Consider the following 23379-nt stretch of genomic DNA (forward strand, 5'->3'; position numbering starts at 1 on the left):
ATGGATCTGTTCCAGGCAATGACCGTCTACGTCAAAGTGGTAGAGACCGGCAGCATGACCGCCGCCGCTTTGCAGTGCGAAATGTCCACGACCATGGTCGGCAACCACCTCAAGGCCCTGGAGCAGCGGCTGGGTGTGCGCCTGCTCAACCGCACGACGCGGCGCCAGCGACTGACCGAGTTCGGTGCCGCGTATTACCAGCGGTGCCTGGAAGTCTTGGGGTTGGTGGCCGATTCCGAGCGGCTGGCCGAACAAGCTGTCGACGAACCGAGCGGCATTTTGCGCATCACCGCGCCCTTGACCTTCGGCACCGAGCGCCTGGCACCGGCACTGAGTGAGTTCAGCCTGCAAAACCCGCGGGTGAAACTCGACGTGGTGCTGACCAACCGCCGCCCGGATCTGCTGGAAAACGGCCTGGATGTAGCGTTTCGCCTCGGCGCGCTGGAGCCCTCCAACCTGATCGCCCGTCCGCTGATCGACTACACCCTGACCATGTGCGCCTCACCAGAGTATCTGGCCCGCCGGGGCACGCCCCGGACACCTGAGGACCTGCGTCAGCACGACTGCCTGTCCTTTGCCTATCCGGCCGGGGATGACTGGCAATCGGTGCAAAAGGAGTGGCGCCTGTCCGGGCCCGACGGCGAAGTCAGCGTAGGGGTCAGCGGGCCGATGCTGATCAACAGTTCGGCCGGACTGCATCAAGCGGCGCGAACCGGCATGGGCATCGTGATGATGCCCGACGCCCTGGTCGAGCAGGACCTCAAGGACGGCAAGCTGCTGGCCTTGATGCCTGATTACTGCCCACCCAGTCGGCCGATGCACCTGGTCTACGCCCAGGATCGCCACCGTTTGCCGAAAATGCGCCGTTTCGTCGAATTCGCCGTACAGCGGTGGGGCAAGCACCCGTCGGCCGAATAGGCCATGGCGTCTCTGATCGCCCTTTACATCCCCGCCTTCACCAGCACCGGCTGTTCCTGATAACGATCCGGGTACAGCTGCTTCAATTGCGCCACTTTCGGCAAGTCATTGATCACGATGTACGGATAGGTCGGATGCTCGGTCAGGAAGTCCTGATGCTCCTCCTCCGCCGGGTAGAAACCGTTGAAGGTTTCGAGTTTGGTCACGATCGGCTTGTCGAAAGCATGGGCGGTGTCGAGCTGGGCGATGTAGGCCTGTGCGACCCGCTGCTGCTCGGGGCTTTTGGTGAAAATCGCCGAGCGATACTGGGTGCCACTGTCCGGTCCCTGACGATTGAGTTCGGTCGGGTTGTGCGCCACTGAAAAGTAAATCTGTAGCAAGGTGCCGTAACTGACCTGACTCGGATCGAAGGTCACTTCCACCGATTCCGCATGGCCGGTATTGCCGTCGCTGACGCGCTCGTATTGCGCGGTATTGGCCGCACCGCCCGCGTAGCCGGAAACGGCATTCTTCACCCCTTTGACATGCTGGAATACACCCTGGACGCCCCAGAAGCAGCCGCCGGCGAACACCGCGGTTTCGCTGCGGGCCTGGGTGGTTTCATCGAGTGCCGGCGGTGGAATGATCACCGCCTCTTCGGCACCGCCGAAGGAGAAGGCCGAGCATTGGCTGATGATGCCGGCAGCCGCCAACCCCAGTAGGGTACGGCGCCAGGTAAAAAGGGTTTTCATGGGGCGAACTCCTGAAGCGTTGAAGGGATATCAACCGAAGGTGAAGGCGTAAGCCGACGCGCCCGGATCAAGAAACTCGATGCTGAACGTCCGGTCGGTCACGCCGCCGCTCTGGCGCACCAGTTGATACAAGCGCTGGTCCGTCACGGTGCCGCTGCCGTCGGGGGCCACGTCCATGCCGTGGGCATCACCGGGGGCCTTGCCGTCGATCAGCACCTTGAACCGCACCGGCTTGCCATCGGCGCCAGGGCCGAGCACCAAATGCAAGTCACGGGCGTGGAAGCGATAGACGATGCGACTGGCCGGTGCGCTGGCCGTGGCGCGCTCCGAGCCGACATGCCACTGGCCACCCAGGCTCCAGTCGTTGAGTGCCAGTTGCGTCGGTGGGTTGTAGGCCGCCACCTTGTCCGGTACCAGCGCGGTTTCCGGTACGAAATGTTCCGCACGCTGATAACCGACGTAGGTTTCCGGCGACTGCACGTCGTTGCTGTCCGGCGCCATTTGCACACCGTCAGCCTTGGCATTGATCAGGCCGTCCGAGACCTTGGCGGCGCCGGCTTCACGCAGCAGTTGCTGGATGACCCGCTCCGATTCGTCGTACGCGCCTTCGCCAAAATGGTGATACCGAATTCGGCCCTGAGCGTCGGCAAAGTAATGCGCCGGCCAGTATTCGTTGTTGAACGCGCGCCAGATCTTGAATTCGTTGTCGATGGCCACCGGGTAGTTGATGCCCAGGTCTTTCATTGCCTTGGTGACGTTGTTGACGTCACGCTCGAAGGCAAACTCGGGCGCGTGCACGCCGATCACCACCAGCCCCTGATCGCGATACTTCTCGGCCCAGGCTTTGACATAGGGCAGCGAACGCAGGCAGTTGATGCAGGAGTAGGTCCAGAAATCCACCAGCACGACCTTGCCCTTCAGCGCCTGGGCATCGAGGGGTGGCGAGTTGAGCCATTGCACGGCGCCCTCCAGCGGTGGCAGGTTGCCTTCGACCGGCAAGGTGCCAGGGGTTTTGTCAGCCACTTGCACCGCGCCTTCGGCGGCCGTGCTCTGCGCCATCATCGCCCCGCTATTACGCGGCGATTTGCCGGACAGTCTCTCCACCAACGCCTGCTCGATACCGCCGGTCGATGCCGTGGAAAATCGCGCCAGGACTCCCGTGTCCAGCCCCAGGGCAATCGCCGCCACACCGGCCAGCATGGCCGCGCCCAGGCCACGACGAACCCATTCGCCCGCGCCGATCGAGCGCTTCATCGCCGTGAAAACCTTGCCTCCCAGAAGCAATGCCAGCGCAAGGGAGGTAGCCGCCCCGGCTGCGTAGGCCAGCAACAGCAATGTGGTCTGGATGCTCGCCCCTTGCAGCGCCGCACCGGTCAGCAGCAAGCCCAGGATCGGCCCGGCACAAGGCGCCCACAACAGTCCTGTCGCAACACCGATCAGGAACGAAGCACCGGGACGTGGCCGCGAATCGGCGCCCGCCGCCTCCGACAAACGGCTGCCCGCCGCCACCAACGGCCGGGTCAGGCGCTCAGCCAATTGCGGCAGCAACAGCGTCAGACCGAACAGCGCGACGAACACCAGCGCCAGCCAGCGCCCGTACTGATTGAGCTGCACTACCCAGCCGCCACCCACCGCCGCCAATGTGGCGACCAGCGCAAAGGTCAGTGCCATCCCTGTCAGCAGCGGCAATCCGCTTTTGACGAAGGGTTGTCCGGTGCGGGCGAAGACAAACGGCAACACCGGCAGAATGCACGGGCTGACAATCGTCAGCACACCACCGAGATAAGCGAGGACCAGCAGCCACATGGCGATTACCTGCAAAAAGTGAATGGAAGGGAATCACACCGTCTTCGGCACGAATTTCATCGCCAGGCCGTTCATGCAGTAACGCAAGCCGGTGGGTTTCGGGCCGTCATCGAAGACATGGCCCAGATGCCCGCCGCAGCGCCGGCAGTGCACCTCTTCGCGGACCATGCCGAACGTACGGTCCTGGCGGGTGGCCACGGCCTTGTCCAGTGGTGCCCAGAAACTCGGCCAACCGGTGCGGCTGTCGAACTTGGTCGCCGAGGAAAACAGCGGCAGGTCGCAACCGGCGCAGGCGAAGGTGCCATCGCGGTGCTCGTTGTTCAGCGGGCTGCTGTAGGCCCGCTCGGTGCCTTCTTCGCGAAGGATTTCGTACTGCTCTTCGCTCAGGATCGCGTGCCATTCGCTGTCGCTGTGGGTCAATTCGAATACCTCCGCTGCGCTGGCTTCACTGATCAAGGCCGAGCCTGTGGAAAACTTCGGCAACAGGCCGATCGCCACGGCTACAACCCCCAGCCCGCCGCTCGCTACAAGAAATTGCCGTCGTGAAAACATGCTCGCCTCCAAAAATCCAGGGGTGTTTCATGGAACAAAGCCTAGGCTTTGGGTGATCGCCAAATCCTCACGGGAAGTTAAACAATTCGTGATAACTCGGGCGCCGAAAAACCCGCACAATGCCTTTGCCACAACTGTAGGAGCGAGCTTGCTCGCGAAGAACCCGAGGGCGCCACGGGGTGCAGGTGTCCCGCGTCATCGTTGGCCTCCATCGCGAGCAGAGCTCGCTCCTACAGTAGTGGCAACACGCACAATGCGCCGAAGGATGGAATGGGATGGAACAGACCAAACGAGTCCTCGTGGTCGAGGACGACCTGCACATCGCCGACCTGATCTGCCTGCATCTTCGTGATGAGCAGTTCGAGGTGGTGCACAGCGCCGATGGCGATGAAGGCATGCGCCTGCTGCAGCAAGGCAACTGGGATGCACTGATCCTCGACCTGATGCTGCCCGGTGTCGACGGCCTGGAAATCTGCCGCCGCGCCCGGGCCATGGCCCGCTACACACCGATCATCATCACCAGTGCGCGCTCCAGCGAAGTGCACCGGATTCTCGGCCTCGAACTGGGTGCTGACGACTACCTGGCCAAGCCCTTTTCCATGCTGGAACTGGTGGCCAGGGTCAAGGCGCTGCTGCGCCGGGTCGATGCCATGGCGCGCAACCTGAAGATGGATGCCGGCAGCCTGCTGACCGACGGCCTGGCCATCGACCCGATCACCCGCGAAGTGTCCCTCGAAGGACGACGCCTGGACCTCACGCCCCGGGAGTTCGACTTGCTGTACTTCTTCGCCCGCCAGCCCGGCAAGGTGTTCTCGCGCATGGACCTGCTCAATGCCGTGTGGGGCTACAGCCACGAAGGCTACGAGCACACGGTCAACACCCACATCAACCGCCTGCGCGCCAAGATCGAGGCCGACCCGGCGCAACCGGTGCGCATCCTCACGGTCTGGGGCCGCGGCTACAAATTCGCCACCGGTGAGGAGTCGCAGCCATGAGGCTGACCCTGACGCAACGCCTGTCCCTGGTGTTCGCCGTGCTGCTGCTGGTGTGCTGCGGCACGTCGGCGTGGATGCAGGTGCGCTCCAACCAGATGCATGAGCAGGAAGTGGTGCAAGGGTTGTCCCGGGACCTGGCGCAGCACATCGCCCGTGACACGGTGCTGATGGACACCCAGGGCCTGATGCCCAATGCCGTGCGCGATCTGTTCAGCAAACTGATGCAGGTCAACCCCAGCGTCGAGGTGTACCTGCTCGATACCGAAGGCAAGATTGTCGGCAGCGCCGCGCCCGAGGGCCGGATCCGTCGCGAGCGGGTCGACCTGGTACCGATCCAGCGCCTGTTGCGGGGCGAAGCCCTGCCGATTCTCGGCGACGACCCGCGCAGCGTAGATGCACGCAAGGTGTTCAGCGCTGCACCGCTGAAGGTTGATGGCAAGCCGGCGGGTTATCTCTATGTGGTGCTGCTCGGTGAGGATCACGACCGCCTGGCCGAACGCGGCGCGACCAGCGCGGCGCTCAACACAGCGCTGTGGTCCATCGGACTGGTAGCGCTGCTGTGCCTGATTGCCGGTCTCACCGCGTTTGCCCTGATCACCCGGCCATTGCGCCGCCTGACCGAAACGGTCAGCCAGTTCGACATCGATGGCGTTCCGGTCACACCGGCCCTGCCCGTCGCGGTGGAAAAAGCCGCGAGCCACGATGAAATCGCCGTGCTCGATGCCGCGTTCCGGCAGATGCAGGCCCGCCTGGGCGAACAATGGCGCTCCTTGACCCGCCAGGATCAGGAACGCCGCGAACTGGTGGCGAACATCTCCCACGACCTGCGCACGCCGCTGGCCTCGCTGCACGGTTATCTGGAAACCCTGTCGCTCAAGGACGCCACGCTGTCCCCTGCCGACCGCCGTCGCTATCTCGGCATCGCGCTGGACCAGAGCCGCAAGGTCGGCGGCCTGGCGCAGTCGCTGCTGGAACTGGTGCGGCTGGAACACGGCTTCGTGCAACCGGTGCTGGAACGCTTTTCCCTGACCGACCTGGCCCAGGATATCTTCCAGAAATTCGAACTCACCGCCGAAGCGCGCAAAGTCGAACTCAAGGCCACGTTCGCACCGAATGCCTCGGCGGCCTGCGCGGACCTCGGGTTGATCGAGCGGGTGCTGACCAACCTGTTCGACAACGCCCTGCGCCATACCCCGTCCGGTGGCGAAGTCGAGCTGGGCCTGCGTCCGCAAGGGTCATTCATCGAAGTCACGGTCAGCGATACCGGCCCCGGCATTGCCCCGGAACTGCGCGAAGGTCTGTTCCTGCGCCCGTTCAACATCGGCGGCGCACGGCGCGATGGCGGGTTGGGGCTGCGGATCGTGCACCGCATCCTGCAATTGCACGGGCGCGAGATTCAGTTGATCGATGTGCCGGGGCGGGGGGCGACGTTTCGTTTTTCGTTGCCGATCGATGAAGAGACAGCTTCGGCGTTGGCGGAGCGCTCGATGAACCTGAATACACCGCGGCAGGCCTGAAAGGTTGTGGTGTCTGACACACCGCTTTCGCGAGCAAGCCCGCTCCCACAGTGTTTTTTGTTGTTCGCAGATTTTGCGTACACCCACTAACCCTGTAGGAGTGAGCCTGCTCGCGATGGTCTCAAAGGCACCGCGTACATCCGGAATGAACGCGTTATCGTTAACGTCCATCGCGAGCGAGCTCCTACAGGAAGACGAAAACATGACCGGCGGCCAGCCGGACCGTGACAACACCGTCCCGGTCCAATAGATTAGTCGGCCTGAAAAAGCCCCCGGGCTTTTTCGCCCCTATTCAAGTTCAAAGAAGTAGTGAAATTTCAATGTCCGATTCCAATACCGCTGAATCCGTAGTCACCTTGTCGTCCAAAGCGGAATACGAAAACTCCATCAATCTTTCACAACACGTACCCCAGGCGAAAACCATCAGCGAGATGGTGCTGGACGCCTTCCAGTCCACCCGCGAAAGCGACCAGATTCGCGAACTGCGCGCTGCGATCCGCCAGGCCCACGACAGCTTCGATGATGACAAGGCCTACGAACTGATGGGCCAGCTCAAGCAGCTCAAGGACGCTGAAGCGGCGGATATCGCCGCCCTGGAAGACTTGAGCAGCAAGTTCCCGATCAGCCGCATCCTGTCCAGCTTCAAGGACGATCCGGCGTTCCAGGAAATCGTCTACGGCCTGGCCCTGAAAGTGTTGAACCAGACGCACCAGGCCATCAGCAACCCGAGCGGCGGCAAGAGCAAGGCTGCCAAGGCCAAGAAAGAAGTCGAAGTGTTCACCATCAGCAAGGACGGCATGAGCGTCACCTTGCCGCTGCGCACCCCGCGCTCGCGCCTGAACGTCGACCGTGAAGCCCTGGAGTTCCTCGGTTTCACCTTCGTTGGCGAAGGCGAAGAGGCGGAACTGGAAAGCGAGACGTTCCGGGACAACAGCGGCGCCGAGCAAGCGGTCAACCGCAAGAACATCATCACCGCCCTGCAGCAGCAGACTGCGTTCGACGGCTACAGCATTGCCGCGCAGTAAGGCGCCCCTCGCCACCAGGTCCTGAGGGACTGCCCCAAGAGCCCCGCCATCAGTGCGGGGCTTTTTATTGCCCGTGATTCGGGCAAATCCGCGATTACTCTTCCAGTATCGACGCAGAACAACACTTCCCTTCACCCATGAGCACCACGGGTCCGCCTGCGGGGAGCGTCAACTCACTTTCCAGCCCAGACCTCAGTGGTGCAACTGCCGAGGTCATCATGAACACGACCCCCTTGTATCGCCAGCTGGCCAACCACTACCTGGACGCTATCCGCAGCGGCACCTTGAAAACCGGTGAACGCTTCCCCTCGATCCGGTTGATGATGGAAAAACACGCCGTCAGCCTGTCGACCGCCGTGCAGGTATGCCGCGAACTGGAGGACTACGGAGTGCTGGAAGCCCGGCCGCGTTCCGGCAACTACATTCGCCAGCCCGACAGCGTGCCCAAGCCCCCCCCGATTGCCCTGGCGCCTGCGCTGGATACCAGCGTGTATGTCGGCATTCATCAACAGGTTTCAACGGTGCTCAAGGCCAGTCAGCGCGCGACGATCAAGGTCAATTTCGCCAGTGCCTACTGCGCGCCGGAGCTGTATCCGATCAAGACCTTGCAAGACAACATGATCAAGTCGCTGCGCTACGACGCCCACCTGCTCGGTACTGCGGGCCCGATTTGCGGCAACAGCGCATTGCGCAGCATCCTGGCCCGGCGGGCACTGGCCAGCAAGACCCACCTGGCCCCCGAGCGGATCGTGATCACCAATGGCGCCACTGAAGCGATCAACCTGGCCTTGCGTGCTGTCACCCGCCCCGGTGACACCGTGGCCGTGGAGTCGCCGACGTTCTACGGCCTGCTGCAAATTCTCGAAAGCCTGAGCCTGCGGGTGCTGGAAGTCCCGGCTTCGGCCCACACCGGGCTCAATCTGGCGGCCCTGCAACTGCTGCTGCAAGGCCCCGAACGGGTCAAGGCACTGATCGTCATTCCCAACCTGCAAAACCCGCTGGGCAGCATCATGCCCGACGCCAACAAGGCACGGCTGGTGAAACTGTGCGCCGAGCACAACACCGTACTGATCGAGGACGACACCTACGGCGACCTGGTGGACACCGAGCAGCCGCTGTCCACACTCAAACAGTGGGACCGCAGCGACAACGTGATCTATTGCGCCTCACTGAACAAAACCCTGGCACCGGGCATGCGCCTGGGCTGGATCAGCGCCGGCAAGTGGCACGACCGTGTGGAGATGCTCAAGCATACGCAGTCACGGGGGTGCGAGGCGTTATCGCAACTGGCTGTCAGCGAATTCATGCGTACACCGTCCTACGAACGTTACCTGCGGCGATTGAGGAAAACCCTGACCGTACAGCGCGAGCAAATGAGCGCGGCGATCACCCGCCACTTTCCCATCGGCACCAGCGTGACCCACCCGCAAGGCGGCACGCTGCTATGGGTGGAATTGCCCCGCCGGTATTCATCGATGGCGTTTTTTCACGAAGCACTGAAGGTCGGCATCCAGATTTCCCCTGGGGATATTTTTTCCAATGCCAGGCGTTTCGATCACTTTGTGCGCATCGGTTGTGGCGCGCCGTATTCGCCGCGGATTGATGAGGCACTGCAGACGTTGGGACGTATCCTGAAAAATCAGGGCTGACACTACTCCCCTGTGGGAGCGGGCTTGCTCGCGAAAGCGGCGTGTCTGTCACATCAATTTTGAATGTGCCGCCGTCTTCGCGAGCAAGCCCGCTCCCACAGGATTGCGGGTGGTTTTCAGATGGGAGGCTGATGCAGGCAAATGATATGCGGGTCGTCATTCCAGTGTGGAAAACACTCTGCAATCAGTGGGTCATGGCCGGGGATGACGTGGTCATCGCCGTCGGCCAGGCGATCGATCTCGGTGAACGCTTCAAGGGTTTGCGCCAAGTCATCGAGTATCGGAAACGGACTGCGCTCGCGAATGTTGACCCACAAATGCGCGGCATCCGAGGCCAGCACGATCCAGCCGCGTTCAGTGTTCACCCGCACAACCTGACTGCCGGGTGTATGCCCGCCCACCGGGTGCAGCGTCACGCCAGGCACGACCTCGACAACACCGCTGTGCAAACGCATCCGCCCTTCGAACAGAGGCGGCAGCGCTGACATCACGTCTTCGACCTCGTAGGTTTTATTCACCGTGCGATGGACCATTTTCGGCCCGGTGCAGAAACGCAGTTCCGCTTCCTGCAAATGCACGGTCGCCTTCGGGAACAGCCCGAGGTTGCCGGCATGATCCCAATGCAAATGGGTCAGGATCAGGTGCTCGACCTGCGTCGGATCGATGTCCAGTTGCCGTAGGGATTCTTCCGGTAGGCGATACATCTGGCGATTGCGCCGGTGCGCCGTGGCCGGTTGAAAACAGGTGTCGACCACGATCACCTGCTGCTCGTGGCGGATGACCCAGAAGTAGTAATCCAGTGGCATCGGCGCATTCGGATCACCGCAGCAGGCGTCATAGAGAAAATTCTCCCTGGCGGTGCGCTGGGCATTGGCACCGACACGGATGGCGAACACTTCGTACTCAGGCGTGGACATAAGCACCTCCGGGTTCAGGCGGCCGCCGTGGTTTTGAGGGTCGGACGAAAATCGAAATCGATCTGGTCGCTGATCCCCAGGTCATGGGCCAGTTTATGCAGGCCACTGTAGTCACGCATGATGGTCGCGTTCCTGTTGCTCTCGCGGGTGTCGGCAATGATCAGCTCCGCATCCTCGACCCCGAGCTGCGTCAGAATCGCCTCCCACATGGAGTAGTCCTGAGCGATAAAGGCACTCAGCGCCACTGACAGGTTGCGTGCGAAAAATTCCCGCTGGGTGGGCTGCATGTTCGCGTACATGACCTTCGCCACTTCGGCCAGCACCTTGCTGTGGGCATATTCGTCGCGGTTGTGCAGTTCGGCCACCCGGCGGTTCTGCGGCTGAATGGTCTGGTCGTCTGCCAGCAGGTCCAGATAGGCGTTGACGCTGATCTCGGCTACCACCGCAAAAGTGATCGCCGCCAGATCCCGCTGCCATTGCTCCGGCAGTTCTGCATGCAGGGCCTTCAGGCGCAGGTAGGTGACGGACGGCGGCAGATCCAGATCCTGGTCCAGCGCCCGATCCAGTTTGGTCCGCTCGATGGCGCGCAGGTGCATCAGTGTGTGGTAGTGCTCGTCGATCAGGGTTTGCTGCATGGCCTCGCGAAAATGCCAGTCATCCTTGCCCAGATACTGCTTGGCGATAACGCTCAGCGCCGGATTGACCACGTGTTCTTCGGCAGTGACGGTGCGCAGGTTGTAGCCGATCCAGCCCCAGGTCACCACGCTGCTTTTGAGCTCGTCGCTCAAGGCCTGGAATTTCGGATGATGGAAGAACGGCACCATGCACTCCGGGTAATCCGGGCGCGCGGGGTCGAACACTTCTTCAACCTGGCCCCTGTCCGGCGAACACACCGTAGCGCGCTTGGTCCAGGCCTGGTTGAGCCGCACGATCAGTTGATGATCGACCTGGGCGATCTCGATTGCTGTTTGCATGACGCGATACCTGTAAGGCGCGTACCCGCCAAAGGGGTACGCCAAAAGAATGTAGGGCGACGGAAAAGTCAGGCCAGCCAATAGCGGGTCAGGTTGCGCGCCGGGTCAGTGTAACGACTGCGGGCGTGAATCATCCGCCAGTTATCCCAAATCAGCAGGCACCCGTCGGGAATCAACACCGGAACGTTGTGCTCGACGAAGTACGCTTCGCCAAGCACGGCAAACCTGGCCAGCGGCGAGCTGTTGTTGGCGACCCGCGATTGCTGCAAGGCTTCTTTGGACGGGTTCACGTCGCCGTAGTGAAACTGGTTGTAGCTGAAGCGGAAAATATCCCCGTCTTCTGTCGGCGTGAGGATGTACTCCTTGACCCGTCGTTGTTCCGGTTCGCCCGGTTTGGCGGTGGCGACGAATTCTACCGGCGTGTCATCCAGCCACTCGCGCAGTTGCGGTTCACTGCGCTCGAGGGACTTTAGAAATTCATAGCCGTCGACCAATCCGGTGTGCCCGCCACCGCACGTGGCCTGTTTATGGCAATGCAACGCCAGATAACGCGGCGGCGGCCCGTATACCGGCGCCTCCGTGTGCGGGCCGATGCCGTTCATGCTCTGGGAATACGGCAAGTCTTCGTAACCCGGCTTGCGGGTAATGGCAAAGGCCGTCTGGCCGTTGAACTGCGGAATGATCCGACCGAACTCCTGCAAGGTGCCTACGACATCATCGGCGAATTCGTCGGGGGTCAGTACCGTCCAGCCCGCCGTCGACAGTTCTTCATGACGATGGCCCAGCGAAATGTAAGGTTGAGACGCAACAATCCCTTGATCTGACATGGTGAAATTCCTGGCGGGTGATCAGGCGTTTACGGTTGAGGTGTAAGCGGCAATGAAGTCGCGGCAGGCGCCGCCCGGTCGATAGCGCTGCTCATCGATGCTCTGCACCGGAGTGATTTCGGCGGCGGTGCCGGTGAGAAAACACTCATCGAAGGCGCCAAGCTCCGTAGGCAAAATCGTGCGTTCGACGACCTGGTAGTCCAGCGCTTTGGCCAACTCGATCACGGTCTGCCGGGTGATGCCGTTGAGGAAGCAATCCGCCAGCGGTGTGTGCAGCATCCGGTCTTTGACGAAAAACACATTGGCGCTGGTGGCTTCGGCAACGTGGCCGCGCCAGTCGAGCATCAGCGCATCGTGGTAACCCGTGTTCTCGGCGTCGTGCTTGCTCAGCGTGGCGATCTGGTAATGCCCGGATGCCTTGGCCTGGAACGGGCTGCTGCTCGGCGGCGGACGGCGCCAGCTCGCGGTTTTCAAACGGATGCCGGCCATGCGCGCCGCCGGGTCGAAATAGCTCGGCCACTGCCAGCAAGCGATAGCCACGTGCACACGGTTGAAACGCGCCGAGGTGGAAATCATTTCACTGCCGCGCCAGGCCACCGGGCGCAGATAACCGTCGACCACCTTGTTGCGTTGCAGCAGTTCAAGGCTCGCCGCTTCCAGTTCCGCCAGCTCATAGGGGATGGCAAAGTCCATCCATTGCGCCGAACGATACAAGCGCTCACTGTGCTCGCGCAGCTTGAAGACCTTGCCGTTGTAGACCCGCTCGCCTTCATACACGGTGCTCGCGTAATGCAGGCCATGGGTCAACACATGCAACTGCGCCCGGGACCACTCGACGAACTCGCCGTCGAGCCAGATAACCCCCTCGCGCTGATCAAACGGGATACTGCTCATCTCCATATCTCCCCATTTTTCATGAAATTTCCTACGCTGTTTCCAGCAACACGGGTATCAATTCCGGCATGGCGCTGAGCTCGGTTTGAAAGAAGAACGAACGCTCGCCGAATGCCGGTTGCAAGTCGTCGAACCAGGTCACGTGCGGGTCGAAGCGCGCATGGAACGTGCGCAACACCCATTGCGGATTGCGTGCCTGGAGGAACTGCAGGACGAAGACCTTTTCACCGGCGACGGTCTCGATGCCGTTGATCAACACCTTGCCGTAGAAGGTGCTCATGGACGGCCCACGCACCGTGCGCGCCAGCCCGGATACCGTGCGGTACGCCGCCTGGAAGATCTCGAAGGCCCGGGCCAGTGGCATTGCAAAGTAGTGGCTGGGGCCGGTGTCGCGTTCGACAAACATGTAGTACGGCACGGCTCCGAGCCGCACGCCTTCGGTCCACAGCGCGGCCCAGTCTGCGGGGTTTTCGTTGATGTGGCGGATCACCGGCGCCTGCATGCGCAGCGTCGCGCCCGTCGAGCGAATGCGCTCGACGGCCTGGCGGGCGATGGCCGGGCGGATCTCCACCGGGTGGTTGTAGTGCCCCATGATCGACAGGTTTTTCCCCGCCGCAACGATTCGCCGGAATAGCTCCAGTAGCTCAGGCGCATCCTTGTCGCTGACAAAACGTTGCGGCCAGTACGCCACGGACTTGGTGCCGATGCGGATGTTCTTCAGGTGTGGCAATTGCAGCAGCGGTTCGATGTAACCGGCCAGCGAGCGGGTGTTCATGATCATCGGATCGCCGCCGGTAATCAGCACATCGGTCACTTCGCTGTGCAGCCTCAGGTAACTGACCAGTTCCTGGGACTCACGGGCGTTGAACTTGAGTTCTTCCTCGCCAATGAATTGCGCCCAGCGGAAACAGAAAGTGCAGTACGCATGACAGGTCTGACCGGCACCGGGGAAAAACAGCACGGTCTCACGGTACTTGTGCTGGATGCCCGGCAGGACTTTGCCGTTGAGACTGACACCGTTGTGGGTCAACTGCCCGGCCGGATGAGGATTCATGCGCAACCAGATCGCCTCGATCCGACGCTTGATCGCTGCGCTGTCATCCTGCTCGATCAGTTGTTTGAGCGAGGCATATTCCTCCGGCAGCAGCATGTCCTTGTGGGGAAAGGTCATGCGGAAAACCGGATCGTCGGGAATGTTGTTCCAGTCGATCAGCGTGCCCAACACGTATTCGTTGGTGCGAAACGGCATGACCCGGGCTACCACGGTCATGGCCTCCTGCAGCGCCGGCGTCAACTTGTGCCAGTAGGGTGAGTCGCGGATGGTGCGTGAGTTATAGGGTTTGTAGCGTTCGTGCTCCGACAGTCCTTGCATGGCCGCGCTCCTGGTGATTGCCCTGAGTGTTGTTACGCGATGGCCGGCGCTTTGCGCTCTATGTCCATCCACGCCCGGACGCTGTCGCGATCCCACTGGCGGCGCACATAGGTCGCGAGCCGTGCCGGCACTGGGTCGCCGTTGGCAACCAGCCGGTTGAGCATGATTGCCAGGTCGGTGTCGGCAATGCTCCAGTCACCGAACAGGTGCTCGGCACCCTCCTCCAGCAAACGATCGGCGACGAAGAACAGGCGCTCGACGGCGGCTTGGGCATCGGCGCTCAGGGGCACATCTTTTTTACCGAAGTAGACCAGGTCAAACGGGCGCTCCTTACGCACCACCAGCAAGTCACTGCGCAGCCAGGCCTGCAGTTGACGGGCACGGGCGCGCTGCTGGATGTCCTGCGGATAGAGTTTTTTATGCCCTGGGGAGAGTTCATCGAGGTATTCGGCAATCGCCGATGACTCCGACAAGGCAAAACCTGCGTGAACCAGCGTTGGAACTTTGCATGTCAGCGAAAGATCGCGATAACCCGGCATATAGTTTTCGCGCGTCTTTAAATCCACCATAACAAGTTCAAATGAAAGTTGCTTTTCCTTGAGCGCCACAAAAGCCGACATCGCAAAAGCGCTGACATAGTCGGCGCCGATATACAGTTTTAGTTTCCTGTTTTCCATAGAACACTCCATTCACTGACTGCAGGGATTAACGTGCATGGGAAGTGATCGTAATTAGTTGACTGAAGGCTGGATAGATACAGAATTTGCCTGTTTCAATCGATACAGAAAAGTTGTTTTCCAGCGGCAGACGCACAGCCAGGACCCCGGTAATACCGCTGCAAAAGGCGACACCGGAGGCAGGTCGGAAAAACAAAAAGGGAGCCAACATTGGTTGGCTCCCTTGGCTGATGCGCTGGGAAATTACGGCTGGGTGGTGATCAGGCCATGGCTGTCGGCAAAGTTCGAGAGCAGTGCCATTTGTGGCATGTTGCTCATGTTCAGCATCGCCAGAGGCTCGTATTTGCTGGTGTTGACGAACCCATGCCGGGTCCAGGCCGGCACCAGCAGCACGTCGCCGCTGCTGACCTCGACTTCATCGGCATCGCCGAGGGTCATCACGCCGCTGCCGCACTGGATAATGAACAGATGCCACCAGGAATGAGCATGACCGTTGAGCGTCGCACCGGGATTCAGCCATTGCATGGCGATCGCCATGCCAGGCGTCACTTCACAACCCTCAATGCTTTTGTCGTGAGCCAAAGCGACAATATCAATGTCGCTGGCTTCAAGGGCCTGACGCATACCCGCTAGTTCGGTGCCTTTCCATACCTTGGGACTTGGCGCTCGATGGTGCAGGCTTTGACGAAAGTCCTTATATGAAAAAAATGCACCTTGAAAGTTATCCATTCGCACATCCTTTCATCTTATTCTCCATACTTTAGCGCCAAACCTTAAGTTAACGGTTCAGCGCTGTAAAGTCTGGAAATAACTTATAAAACCGATGGGCGCAAGGCGGCAATCATGTCCACTTCTATCGCGGCATTCTTGGGTAGCTGATAAACACCGACTGTGGTGCGTGTATGTTTACCGGCATCGCCCAGTACATGGCTGAATACATCCGAGGCGCCGTTGGCCACTTCGCTCAAATCGACAAAGTCCGCCGTGGACTTCACATAGACCGTTACCCGAATCAATGACTTGATCTTGTCCAGCGAACCAATGGCATCGACGATCAGTGCCAGCCCACGCATCGCACTGATGCTGGCGGCCGCTTGCGCATCAGCCATGGTGAGGTCCAGTCCGACGCGGCCGGGGTAATGGATCTTGCCGTTCATGCGCGGCACCAGGCCGCTGATGTACAGCTCATCGTGATGCCGGATCAGCGGCGCGTAATGCCCACCTGCGGTGTTTTCGCCGTAGATGTCATAACCAAACTCTTTGGCCAGGGCGATGAAGCGTTCATCGCAGGTCATGTGCTGGATCATTGATCGAACCCTCTTGATCAGTAATGCAAAAAACGGGTGCTTACCGGCTCAACACACGGCGCGGGTGGCCGGTACCAGGCAAGTCACCTCAGTGCGTGACTCAATCGCCTCGGCCAGACGCAACAGGTCGTTGCTCAGTTGCCCGTAGTGTTCGTTGAACAACACGATGTGGCCGATGAATGAGAAGTTGTCCTTGACCAGCGCGCTGACCGAGTCGCCGATACGCTTTGCGTACTGCCCCTCCACCAGGTCGATACGCAGTGCGCGGGCCAGGGCCTCGATGTCAGGCGTTGCGCGCAAGATGCCACCGGTCGGTGCCTTGAGCAGGCGAATGCCGCAGTAGCCGCGAGCCTCTGGCTGGTGCTGTTCGGCCTTGCCTTCCACCGCCCAGCGCACCCAGCGCTCCCACGGATCGAAATTGACGAAGGCGCGTTTGGCCAGGTCCCAGATGTGCATGCCGCCGGGGCGCATGTTGGTTTCCACGGCGGAGGTGAGGTTGTCGCTGCGCAGGAACACTTCGTTGTGCCAGGCGCCATTGTCCTGGGACACCAAAGACGACATGTGCCGACCGGCTGCCATCAAACGCGCCTGTACCTCAGCCGGAAGCGGTGCGGGTACGACTTGCTGGATCTCTGCGCGATAGGCGCCTTCGGTGGTGGTTTTTTCCGTGACCCAGGTGCTGCCGGCCACGTAATCCCAGCTGTATTCGCGGGCGTCCTGCACCAGCTCTTCAAGGACGATGCCGCCTTCGCGATAAGGTTTCAGGGCGAGCCAGGCGTCATCGCACTCCGAAGGGTGATGGATGACGCGACAGCCCCGGCTCGCGCCTTCGCACGCGGGTTTGATGAAAGCCTTGCCGCCCAGTTCGACGACGCGTTGGCGCAGTTCCGGCAGGCTTTCGACCCGCGCGGAAAACACCGGACGGTATTCTTCGGGTGAGGTATCGGCAGCCGCTTCGAGCCCGCGAAAGATCTGCTTGTCGAGGCCCGCCCGGGCTTCGCCGGTAGTAATGCCCGGCAGACCGAAGTGACTAGCCAGCGCAGCGCCGAGCAGCACGCCACGGTCGGAGAACGGCAGAACACCGATCAACTTCCAGCTGTCGGCATTCAGGCACCCGACCACCAGTTCAAGGGACGCCGCCACATCTTTCTCGGCCAGCGAAGTGCTGCAGACGTGATCAGCCACCTGATCGTCATGGGGCTGAATCTTCTCGACCAGCAGGATGAGCCTGGCGTTGTAGAGCGACTTGCACAACTCGCGCAGCTTCTGGATGTCGTGCACGCGATTGCCGTTGTAACCGACCACTACTACGCATGAAGTCGTATTCATTGATGCCCCCGACCTGCAAGGTGAAAACCGCAACGACGCTGAATCAGTCATGCAGCGACGCATTGGATTTACGGTTGAGCCAGTACCAGGCCAGGATCCCGCCGGCGCCGATGGCAGCGAGGACCAGCGCGTTGTACGGCGCCGGCACCACTCGCATGATCAACACGGTCAGCCCGGCCCCCACACCCAGGGACACTTCCTTGACGAACATGTTGTTTTGCTTGACCGAGAAATAATCGAGGTAACTGAAGGCGCATTCGGCGATCGACAGCAGTGCCACCCAGATCAACGCCCCGGCGAGGGTTTCGACGTGGAACGCGGCTGGCGAAGACAGCACCGCAAAACCGCCGACGATGATCCCGATCACCGCCACGACCTTGAAGCGTCCGGTGCGCTCGATCAGCTTCATCACCGGCACCTGGGCAAACACCACCACGGCGCTGTTGAGGATCAGCATCAAGCCGTACCAGGCCGGCAGTTCGCCGGTCTTGAGCAGGATCGCCTGTGGCAGGATCGAGAACACCCCGAACAGCTTGATGCCCATGATGATCCCGGCAATGACCCAGGGCAGCTTGTTGCCCCAGTTGCCGCCGACCCGGCTGGCCGGGCGGGCTACCACCTGTTCGGTGGTGAAGGTGGCGCCGAGAGCGATCGGCAGGCACAGCAACACGAACGCCGCCGCACCGAGGAAAAACATCGTAGGCGTGAGAAGCGGCGACAGCAGGATCAAACCGGCCACCAGGCTGCCCATGTTCATGGCCACGCGGTTGTAGGCTGCGCCTTCCCTGGTCTGGGCCGCTTCGCTCTTGATCAGGTACCCGGCTATGGCAATGCCGTAGGCAAACAGGGCGGCGGCAAACATCACCATGCCTTGATTGCTGGTCAACGCCAGCAACACCAGGCCAAGGCCGGCACACAGCAGCGTGACGCTCAGGGAGCGACGGCCAAGCACCAGTAAAGTCAGGGGCAACAGCAGCAACAGGGCGCGGTATCCAAGGGCCAGGATGCTGTTGGTGGCAGTGTCGAGCCAGACGTTGGCCTTGCCCAGCACCGCGAACAGCGAGACAGCGGTGATGATCCGGATCGTGAATAGGCGCAGGTTAATGACCGGCTTGGCCACTGCGACCGTTGTTTCGACACCCATGCAACACCTCAAGAACCGGATCAATGCCCGCCGACAAAGGCCGGCACTCAGAAAAGTCTGTAAGGGCATGGTAGTGAGAGAGGCGTGTCCTGATCAGGGCAAGTTCGTATAGAATCCAACGAACTTTACTGCTGCAGAGACCAGTAAAATGCAGGTTCAACGTGCAGTCATTGCCGCCATTGAATTCCAGCCCGGCATGCCGCTGGTGCAGCAGATCGTCGATCAACTGACCCGGGCGATCAGTACCGGTGGCCTGCCCCATGGCGCCAAGCTGCCGCCGATTCGCGAACTCTCCGACTTGATGAACGTGGGCAAGTCCACGGTGGTCGATGCACTGGACCGCTTGCGGGCCAAGGGGCTGGTGGTGTCACGCCAGGGTTCGGGGCATTACGTGCATCGCTCCAGCGCCGCGCTGCAAAGCGGCACCGGCCCGGACCTGCAACCCCAGGACACCCTGAGCGTGGTACGCCGCGCACTGCTGCTGGACAACGGCGCGTTGCGCCCCGGCTGCGGTTTTCTGCCGACCTCCTGGCTACCTGCCGATGAATTGCAGAAGGCCGTACGCAGTACCCTGCGAGCGACGTCGTTGCGCATGGGCGAGTACGGCGTGGCCGGCGGTTACTTGCCGTTGCGCCAGGCCTTGCGGGTCAAACTGGCGACCTTCGGCATCGAAGCGCCGGTGGACCAGATCATCACAACCGCCAATACCATGCAGGCCATCGACCTGCTGATGCGCCTGTTGGTCAAACCCGGCGACACCGTACTGCTCGACGACCCCTGCTACTTCAACATGCACGCCAATCTGGCGCTGCACGGGGCCAGGGTCATCACCATCGCCCGGGATTGCGACGGCATGGACCTCGACGCGTTCGAGCAACTGCTGATTACCCACAAACCCGTGCTGTACATGACCAACAGCACACTGCATAACCCGACCGGTCACTCGTTCACCCCGGCCCAGGTTTACCGCTTGGTGGAGTTGAGCCACCGCTACGGTTTTCACATTGTCGAGGACGATCTGTACTGCGACATCCAGCAACGCCGCACTCCGCGCCTGGCTGCCAGCGGGCTGGACAATGTGAGTTACGTCTCCGGCTTCTCCAAGACCCTGACCGCCAACAGCCGGGTCAGCTACACCGTGCTGTCGCCACAACTGGCGGCACGCATGGTCGCGCTGAAAATGGCCTGCGGTGGCGTGACCTCGGAACTGGCGGAGCAGATCACCTGCACCATGCTCAGCGATGGCAGCTACGCCAAGCATGCGCGGCGCACGGTGGATCGGCTGTATGAATCCAATAGCCGTGTGGCGGGTTGGCTGGCGGAGGCCGGGTGTTCATTGTCTTCATTGCCGGGAGAAGGCGTGTTTATCTGGGCGCGGTTGCCGGATGGCTTGCACGCCGAGACGCTGGCTCGACAGGGGCTGGAAAACAATATGGTATTGGCGCCGGGCACGTTGCTGAGCAAAGCCCCGAATGCCAGTCAGTTCCTGCGCTTCAACGTGGCGCACAGCGATAGTTTGCAGGTGCGCGAGCGGTTTTTCCGGTTGCTTGATAAACAAAGTAAATAACCGTCGACCCCAAATCCTGTGGGAGCGGGCTTGCTCGCGAAGGGGCCGTAACATCCAGCATCACTGTCGCCTGACACACCGCCTTCGCGAGCAAGCCCGCTCCCACAGGGATTGCGGTGTCCAATGAGATCCCCGGCCACCAGATCGCTACGATTGCCGACCTCATCCTTGCCGGCTAACTTCGCCCGGTCGCTGCCAATTCAGCGACCGGGCCTGAGAATCCGAGTAAGATACGGGCGCACAAGCGCCACCAATCACGATTGCCGGCGCTTTTTTTATGCCAGTACATTCGTGCAATGGCGGCTGTGCGTGGGAGACCTGCGGGTCTGCCGGATTCCTGTATCTCCGGTTTCTCAGCCCGCGCATAGCTGCCACCCATTCGCCTGAGAACGAACGTGGTAGCTCTCAATTTGATACGGGAGTTTTACTCATGAACGCTATCGATCCGTCTGCTACAGCAGTCATCCCCCTCCACCTCCAGCCCAATAGGAGGTGAAGCCCAATGACCTACCCCCAAGACCTCAAAACCATCGGCCTCACCCCATTCTCCTACCACGCCAACGAACCCCTGTTCCGCATCAACGCCGGTGTCCCGGTTATCTCTGCCCTCTCCCACGCCTCCGACCTGCTCCACCTCGCCAAACTCCTCGCCTCAGACGCCGCCATGGTTCGCGATTCCGACCGACATGCCTGGGCCTCACATTTTTTGCAGGACATGAGCAAGGCAATCATCGATGACGTGGTGAAGGTACTCGATGCACCCTGTAACAACCGCGCATGAATGAAAAAGCCCCGTGCATCTCTTGATGCGCGGGGCTTTTTGTATGAACACCGATAACCATCGCGCCATGCGCTACCAGTCAGAGACTTCGCCCTCCTCCTGGCCCTTAAGCAGGGCCTGCGAGACCTGCTCGATATAGTCAAACACCTCCTCCTGAACTGAATACTTGTACTGCTTACGACGGTGTTTGGAGACCGTGCCGTTTTGCGATAGACACATCATCACCAGGCTGGACAAGTCACTACCCCGAACGTCGTAGCGCTCATCAACCGCTTTTACGATCATGTCGTAATTTTGAAGAAAAACGGTCTCTTCACGAAGCTCGACTTCGAGTGCATGTTTAGCCATTTCCAGAGTAAATCGTACGCTTGGCGTAGCATCCCAGTAACGATAGATTGCCGGGTGTCCCGTGAAGTTGAACGACAGATTCCCCTGATCAATCCATCGAACCTCCCAGAACTCACGCGCTGGTCGGGAGAATTCCTGCAGTGTTTCCAGATACAGACGCTCCTCTCGTTTCATTGCAACTGACACTGGCAGCAACAAGCCATTTTGCAAGCTCCCGGCACGGCACAGTGTCTGGTGAACAAGGAAGCGGGAAAGACGCCCATTGCCATCCATGAACGGGTGAAGGAAAACGAATCCAAAGGAGATTATCCCGGCTGCAACCAACGGATCGATGTGCTTTGTCGATTCATTTCCCAAGGCCATAAGCTGTTCCATCAGTTCTCGACACAGCTCTGGTGCGGGCGGCACATAGGTAACCCCCGCAGCGCCGTGCAAACCATTTGCCAAATGGTTCTGTTCGTGACGAAACGCAACAGCCTTATCGTACGGATTGGAAAGCGTTGCATTCTGGAGGGTCACCAAGTAATCCTCGCTCAGTGGGATGCGTTCATGCGCCTGTCTGAGCAACTGAATAAAACGCCGGGATTTGTCCTCGCTCGGCGATTCCTTCTCGATGGCGAACGAATCCTGGGTTTCACTCAGGTAGGCCCAGTTGATTGCCCGGTCCATCATTCCAGATGGGAGGCTTTGAATGAATTGCTGCGCGCGCGCAAGGATGTCGTGCTGTAGCAATTCGATGATTTGAGGTGTTCGTTCAACAGTGGCGCAGTAAGCCAGCGTGCCAATACCATTGAACTCCACACGCCAGCGGGAATTGCGCTCCCCAGGCATCGTCAAGTACTGCTTCGGGTCGAACAGGGGGATGAAGCCACCTTTTACTGGAGAGTGTTGAGCCAACTCTTTGCCAGTGAACGCTTCGTAAAGGAAACAAGCCTTGCGGATGTAGATCCCGTTTGGCGCTTTTTGCAATTCAGCTTCAAGCGCCTGTACCGGAATCTGAGGTAACGCTTGGGCTAGAATGGTGAGGTTAATGCCTTCATGCTTCAAGGCGAATAGTACATGTCCCAGCAGGTCGTCTGATGCAGGGGCAATACCAGGAGGGACTCCCAGTGTCGCACCTATTCGTTCAAGCCGTGTAACGGGCTGCACGCTGGCAGTTTGGCGCAAAGGGAAAGCTGAAAGCCGCAGAGTGTCTTGTAAACAGGCATATCCCGCTAAGCTCATCGCGCAAATCCTCATTTTTGAGAGAGCCTCGCAGTTTTTCTTTAGCGGGCCAATAAAATCTTAAGATTTAAAGATTATCTCAATTTTTTCTTAAGTAGCAGCTTTAGCGGTTGTCAGCTGGCGGCGTATGCACCATTGTCTGCTGCACTAGGAGTTCGTTCGTTTCCAAGTCGGGAATCGGCGTGCCCACCACTGAATCAATACCTTTCGCAAATCTGCGTTCACGTTGAGCCGCCATCTCGTCAACGCCCTGCATCAACTCTCCAAAAAGATCACGACTTCTCATGCGGCCTCCTGCTGTCCATCGAGTACAGATACCCTGCCAATATCATCTGCTCCAACGTGAACGCTTCGCTCATGGCTGGTCCAGGCAGACCATACCTAGCACCGCAGGTGCTGTCGTTAGGACGTTTCCCAAATGCCATACTCCTCTTTCCTGAATGATCAGATCCTTCTTTGCAGAGGACGACGAGTAAGGAGGTTTGAATGAAAAAGCCCCGCGTTTTTTTGAAACTTCCTACAGGCACAAAGCAACGAATTATCCTCGCGAAATGCCTGAAACACCGCGTCGCGATGGCGACAACACGGTCCATCAGAACTCCCCCAACAAAAGGGTTCTCACACATTCCCGGGAAACTGTAGGAGCCGGCTCGCTGGCGATTGACTCAAATGCGCCGCGTTTATCCAGTTCACGCGCGTTATCGTTAACGACCATCGCTGGCAAGCCAGCTCCTACAAGAGACCGCGTCCGAGTCGAAAACGAAGTGGCCCCCAAACCAGTGAAAGCCCCAACAAAAAGCCCCGCGCTTCTCTCGAAGGCGGGGC

The 23379-nt window shown here is 60.1% G+C and carries 22 protein-coding genes; 7 read left to right on the forward strand and 15 right to left on the reverse strand.

Features of this window, described 5'->3' with window-relative positions:
• Positions 1-918, forward strand: a complete 918-nt coding sequence (locus ACEN8Q_RS18660) for a LysR family transcriptional regulator (RefSeq protein WP_413420939.1) — start codon at positions 1-3, stop codon at positions 916-918.
• 23 nt (positions 919-941) lie between these two features.
• Here ACEN8Q_RS18660 and msrA read toward each other — a convergent pair whose 3' ends face one another.
• From msrA to msrB, 3 genes are read right to left on the reverse strand one after another with little or no spacing between them, the layout of a single operon-like run.
• A complete protein-coding gene (gene msrA, locus ACEN8Q_RS18665; RefSeq protein ID WP_413420941.1) occupies positions 942-1649 on the reverse strand; it encodes a peptide-methionine (S)-S-oxide reductase MsrA in 708 nt (235 codons plus the stop codon).
• Between the two features lie 30 nt (positions 1650-1679).
• Positions 1680-3455 carry a cytochrome c biogenesis protein DipZ gene (locus tag ACEN8Q_RS18670; RefSeq protein WP_413420943.1) on the reverse strand — a complete coding sequence of 592 codons (1776 nt, stop codon included), beginning with the start codon at positions 3453-3455 and terminating at the stop codon, positions 1680-1682.
• A gap of 33 nt (positions 3456-3488) precedes the next feature.
• A complete protein-coding gene (msrB, locus tag ACEN8Q_RS18675) occupies positions 3489-4007 on the reverse strand; it encodes a peptide-methionine (R)-S-oxide reductase MsrB (protein ID WP_413703536.1) in 519 nt (172 codons plus the stop codon).
• A 275-nt stretch (positions 4008-4282) separates the two neighbouring features.
• Here msrB and ACEN8Q_RS18680 point away from each other — a divergent pair, with 275 nt between their 5' ends.
• The 4 genes from ACEN8Q_RS18680 (at position 4283) to ACEN8Q_RS18695 (ending at position 9193) form a co-directional block, all read left to right on the forward strand.
• The gene (locus ACEN8Q_RS18680) at positions 4283-5002 is read left to right on the forward strand and encodes a response regulator transcription factor (RefSeq protein ID WP_413703537.1); all 720 of its coding nucleotides are present in this window, start codon (positions 4283-4285) and stop codon (positions 5000-5002) included.
• The gene (locus tag ACEN8Q_RS18685) at positions 4999-6519 is read left to right on the forward strand and encodes an ATP-binding protein (RefSeq protein WP_413703538.1); all 1521 of its coding nucleotides are present in this window, start codon (positions 4999-5001) and stop codon (positions 6517-6519) included. Before ACEN8Q_RS18680 ends, ACEN8Q_RS18685 begins: the two co-directional genes overlap by 4 nt.
• A 320-nt stretch (positions 6520-6839) precedes the next feature.
• On the forward strand, positions 6840-7544 hold the full coding sequence (locus tag ACEN8Q_RS18690) for a hypothetical protein (RefSeq protein WP_413703539.1): 705 nt from the start codon (positions 6840-6842) through the stop codon (positions 7542-7544).
• Positions 7545-7762: 218 nt separating this feature from the next.
• Complete coding sequence (locus tag ACEN8Q_RS18695; protein WP_413703540.1) at positions 7763-9193, forward strand: PLP-dependent aminotransferase family protein; 1431 nt, start codon at positions 7763-7765, stop codon at positions 9191-9193.
• Positions 9194-9309: 116 nt separating this feature from the next.
• Here ACEN8Q_RS18695 and ACEN8Q_RS18700 read toward each other — a convergent pair whose 3' ends face one another.
• The 10 genes from ACEN8Q_RS18700 to ACEN8Q_RS18745 form a co-directional block, all read right to left on the reverse strand.
• Positions 9310-10110, reverse strand: coding sequence for an N-acyl homoserine lactonase family protein (locus ACEN8Q_RS18700; protein WP_413703541.1), 801 nt, complete (start codon positions 10108-10110; stop codon positions 9310-9312).
• 14 nt (positions 10111-10124) lie between these two features.
• On the reverse strand, positions 10125-11084 hold the full coding sequence (locus tag ACEN8Q_RS18705; RefSeq protein ID WP_413420957.1) for a diiron oxygenase: 960 nt from the start codon (positions 11082-11084) through the stop codon (positions 10125-10127).
• Between the two features lie 68 nt (positions 11085-11152).
• Entirely contained in the window at positions 11153-11911 is a 759-nt protein-coding gene (locus ACEN8Q_RS18710; protein WP_413703542.1) for a TauD/TfdA family dioxygenase, read from the reverse strand.
• 21 nt (positions 11912-11932) lie between these two features.
• Complete coding sequence (locus ACEN8Q_RS18715) at positions 11933-12805, reverse strand: branched-chain amino acid aminotransferase (protein ID WP_413420961.1); 873 nt, start codon at positions 12803-12805, stop codon at positions 11933-11935.
• A 31-nt stretch (positions 12806-12836) separates the two neighbouring features.
• Positions 12837-14177: a KamA family radical SAM protein gene (locus ACEN8Q_RS18720; protein WP_413703543.1), complete on the reverse strand. Its 1341-nt coding sequence runs from the start codon at positions 14175-14177 to the stop codon at positions 12837-12839.
• Between the two features lie 32 nt (positions 14178-14209).
• Positions 14210-14854 (reverse strand): glutathione transferase, encoded by a 645-nt coding sequence (gene yfcF, locus ACEN8Q_RS18725; protein ID WP_413703544.1) that lies wholly within the window; start codon positions 14852-14854, stop codon positions 14210-14212.
• A gap of 243 nt (positions 14855-15097) precedes the next feature.
• On the reverse strand, positions 15098-15583 hold the full coding sequence (locus ACEN8Q_RS18730) for a cupin domain-containing protein (protein ID WP_413703545.1): 486 nt from the start codon (positions 15581-15583) through the stop codon (positions 15098-15100).
• A gap of 83 nt (positions 15584-15666) precedes the next feature.
• Complete coding sequence (locus ACEN8Q_RS18735) at positions 15667-16161, reverse strand: RidA family protein (protein ID WP_008018868.1); 495 nt, start codon at positions 16159-16161, stop codon at positions 15667-15669.
• A gap of 48 nt (positions 16162-16209) precedes the next feature.
• Positions 16210-17490, reverse strand: a complete 1281-nt coding sequence (locus ACEN8Q_RS18740; RefSeq protein ID WP_413703546.1) for an ATP-grasp domain-containing protein — start codon at positions 17488-17490, stop codon at positions 16210-16212.
• A gap of 43 nt (positions 17491-17533) precedes the next feature.
• Entirely contained in the window at positions 17534-18634 is a 1101-nt protein-coding gene (locus ACEN8Q_RS18745) for a hypothetical protein (RefSeq protein ID WP_413703547.1), read from the reverse strand.
• Between the two features lie 148 nt (positions 18635-18782).
• On the opposite strand from ACEN8Q_RS18745, the gene ACEN8Q_RS18750 reads away from it, so the two are divergent.
• A complete protein-coding gene (locus ACEN8Q_RS18750) occupies positions 18783-20201 on the forward strand; it encodes a PLP-dependent aminotransferase family protein (protein ID WP_413420976.1) in 1419 nt (472 codons plus the stop codon).
• 502 nt (positions 20202-20703) lie between these two features.
• Positions 20704-20982: a DUF3077 domain-containing protein gene (locus ACEN8Q_RS18755; RefSeq protein WP_413703548.1), complete on the forward strand. Its 279-nt coding sequence runs from the start codon at positions 20704-20706 to the stop codon at positions 20980-20982.
• 72 nt (positions 20983-21054) lie between these two features.
• On the opposite strand, the gene ACEN8Q_RS18760 is transcribed toward ACEN8Q_RS18755, so the two are convergent.
• The gene (locus tag ACEN8Q_RS18760) at positions 21055-22554 is read right to left on the reverse strand and encodes a Fic family protein (RefSeq protein ID WP_413420980.1); all 1500 of its coding nucleotides are present in this window, start codon (positions 22552-22554) and stop codon (positions 21055-21057) included.
• A 103-nt stretch (positions 22555-22657) separates the two neighbouring features.
• Positions 22658-22840 carry a hypothetical protein gene (locus ACEN8Q_RS18765; protein WP_413420982.1) on the reverse strand — a complete coding sequence of 61 codons (183 nt, stop codon included), beginning with the start codon at positions 22838-22840 and terminating at the stop codon, positions 22658-22660.
• Between the last annotated feature and the right edge of the window lie 539 nt (positions 22841-23379).

Origin of the sequence: Pseudomonas sp. Pseusp16, assembly GCF_047324915.1 — a bacterium.
Lineage (GTDB): Bacteria > Pseudomonadota > Gammaproteobacteria > Pseudomonadales > Pseudomonadaceae > Aquipseudomonas > Aquipseudomonas fluorescens_CD.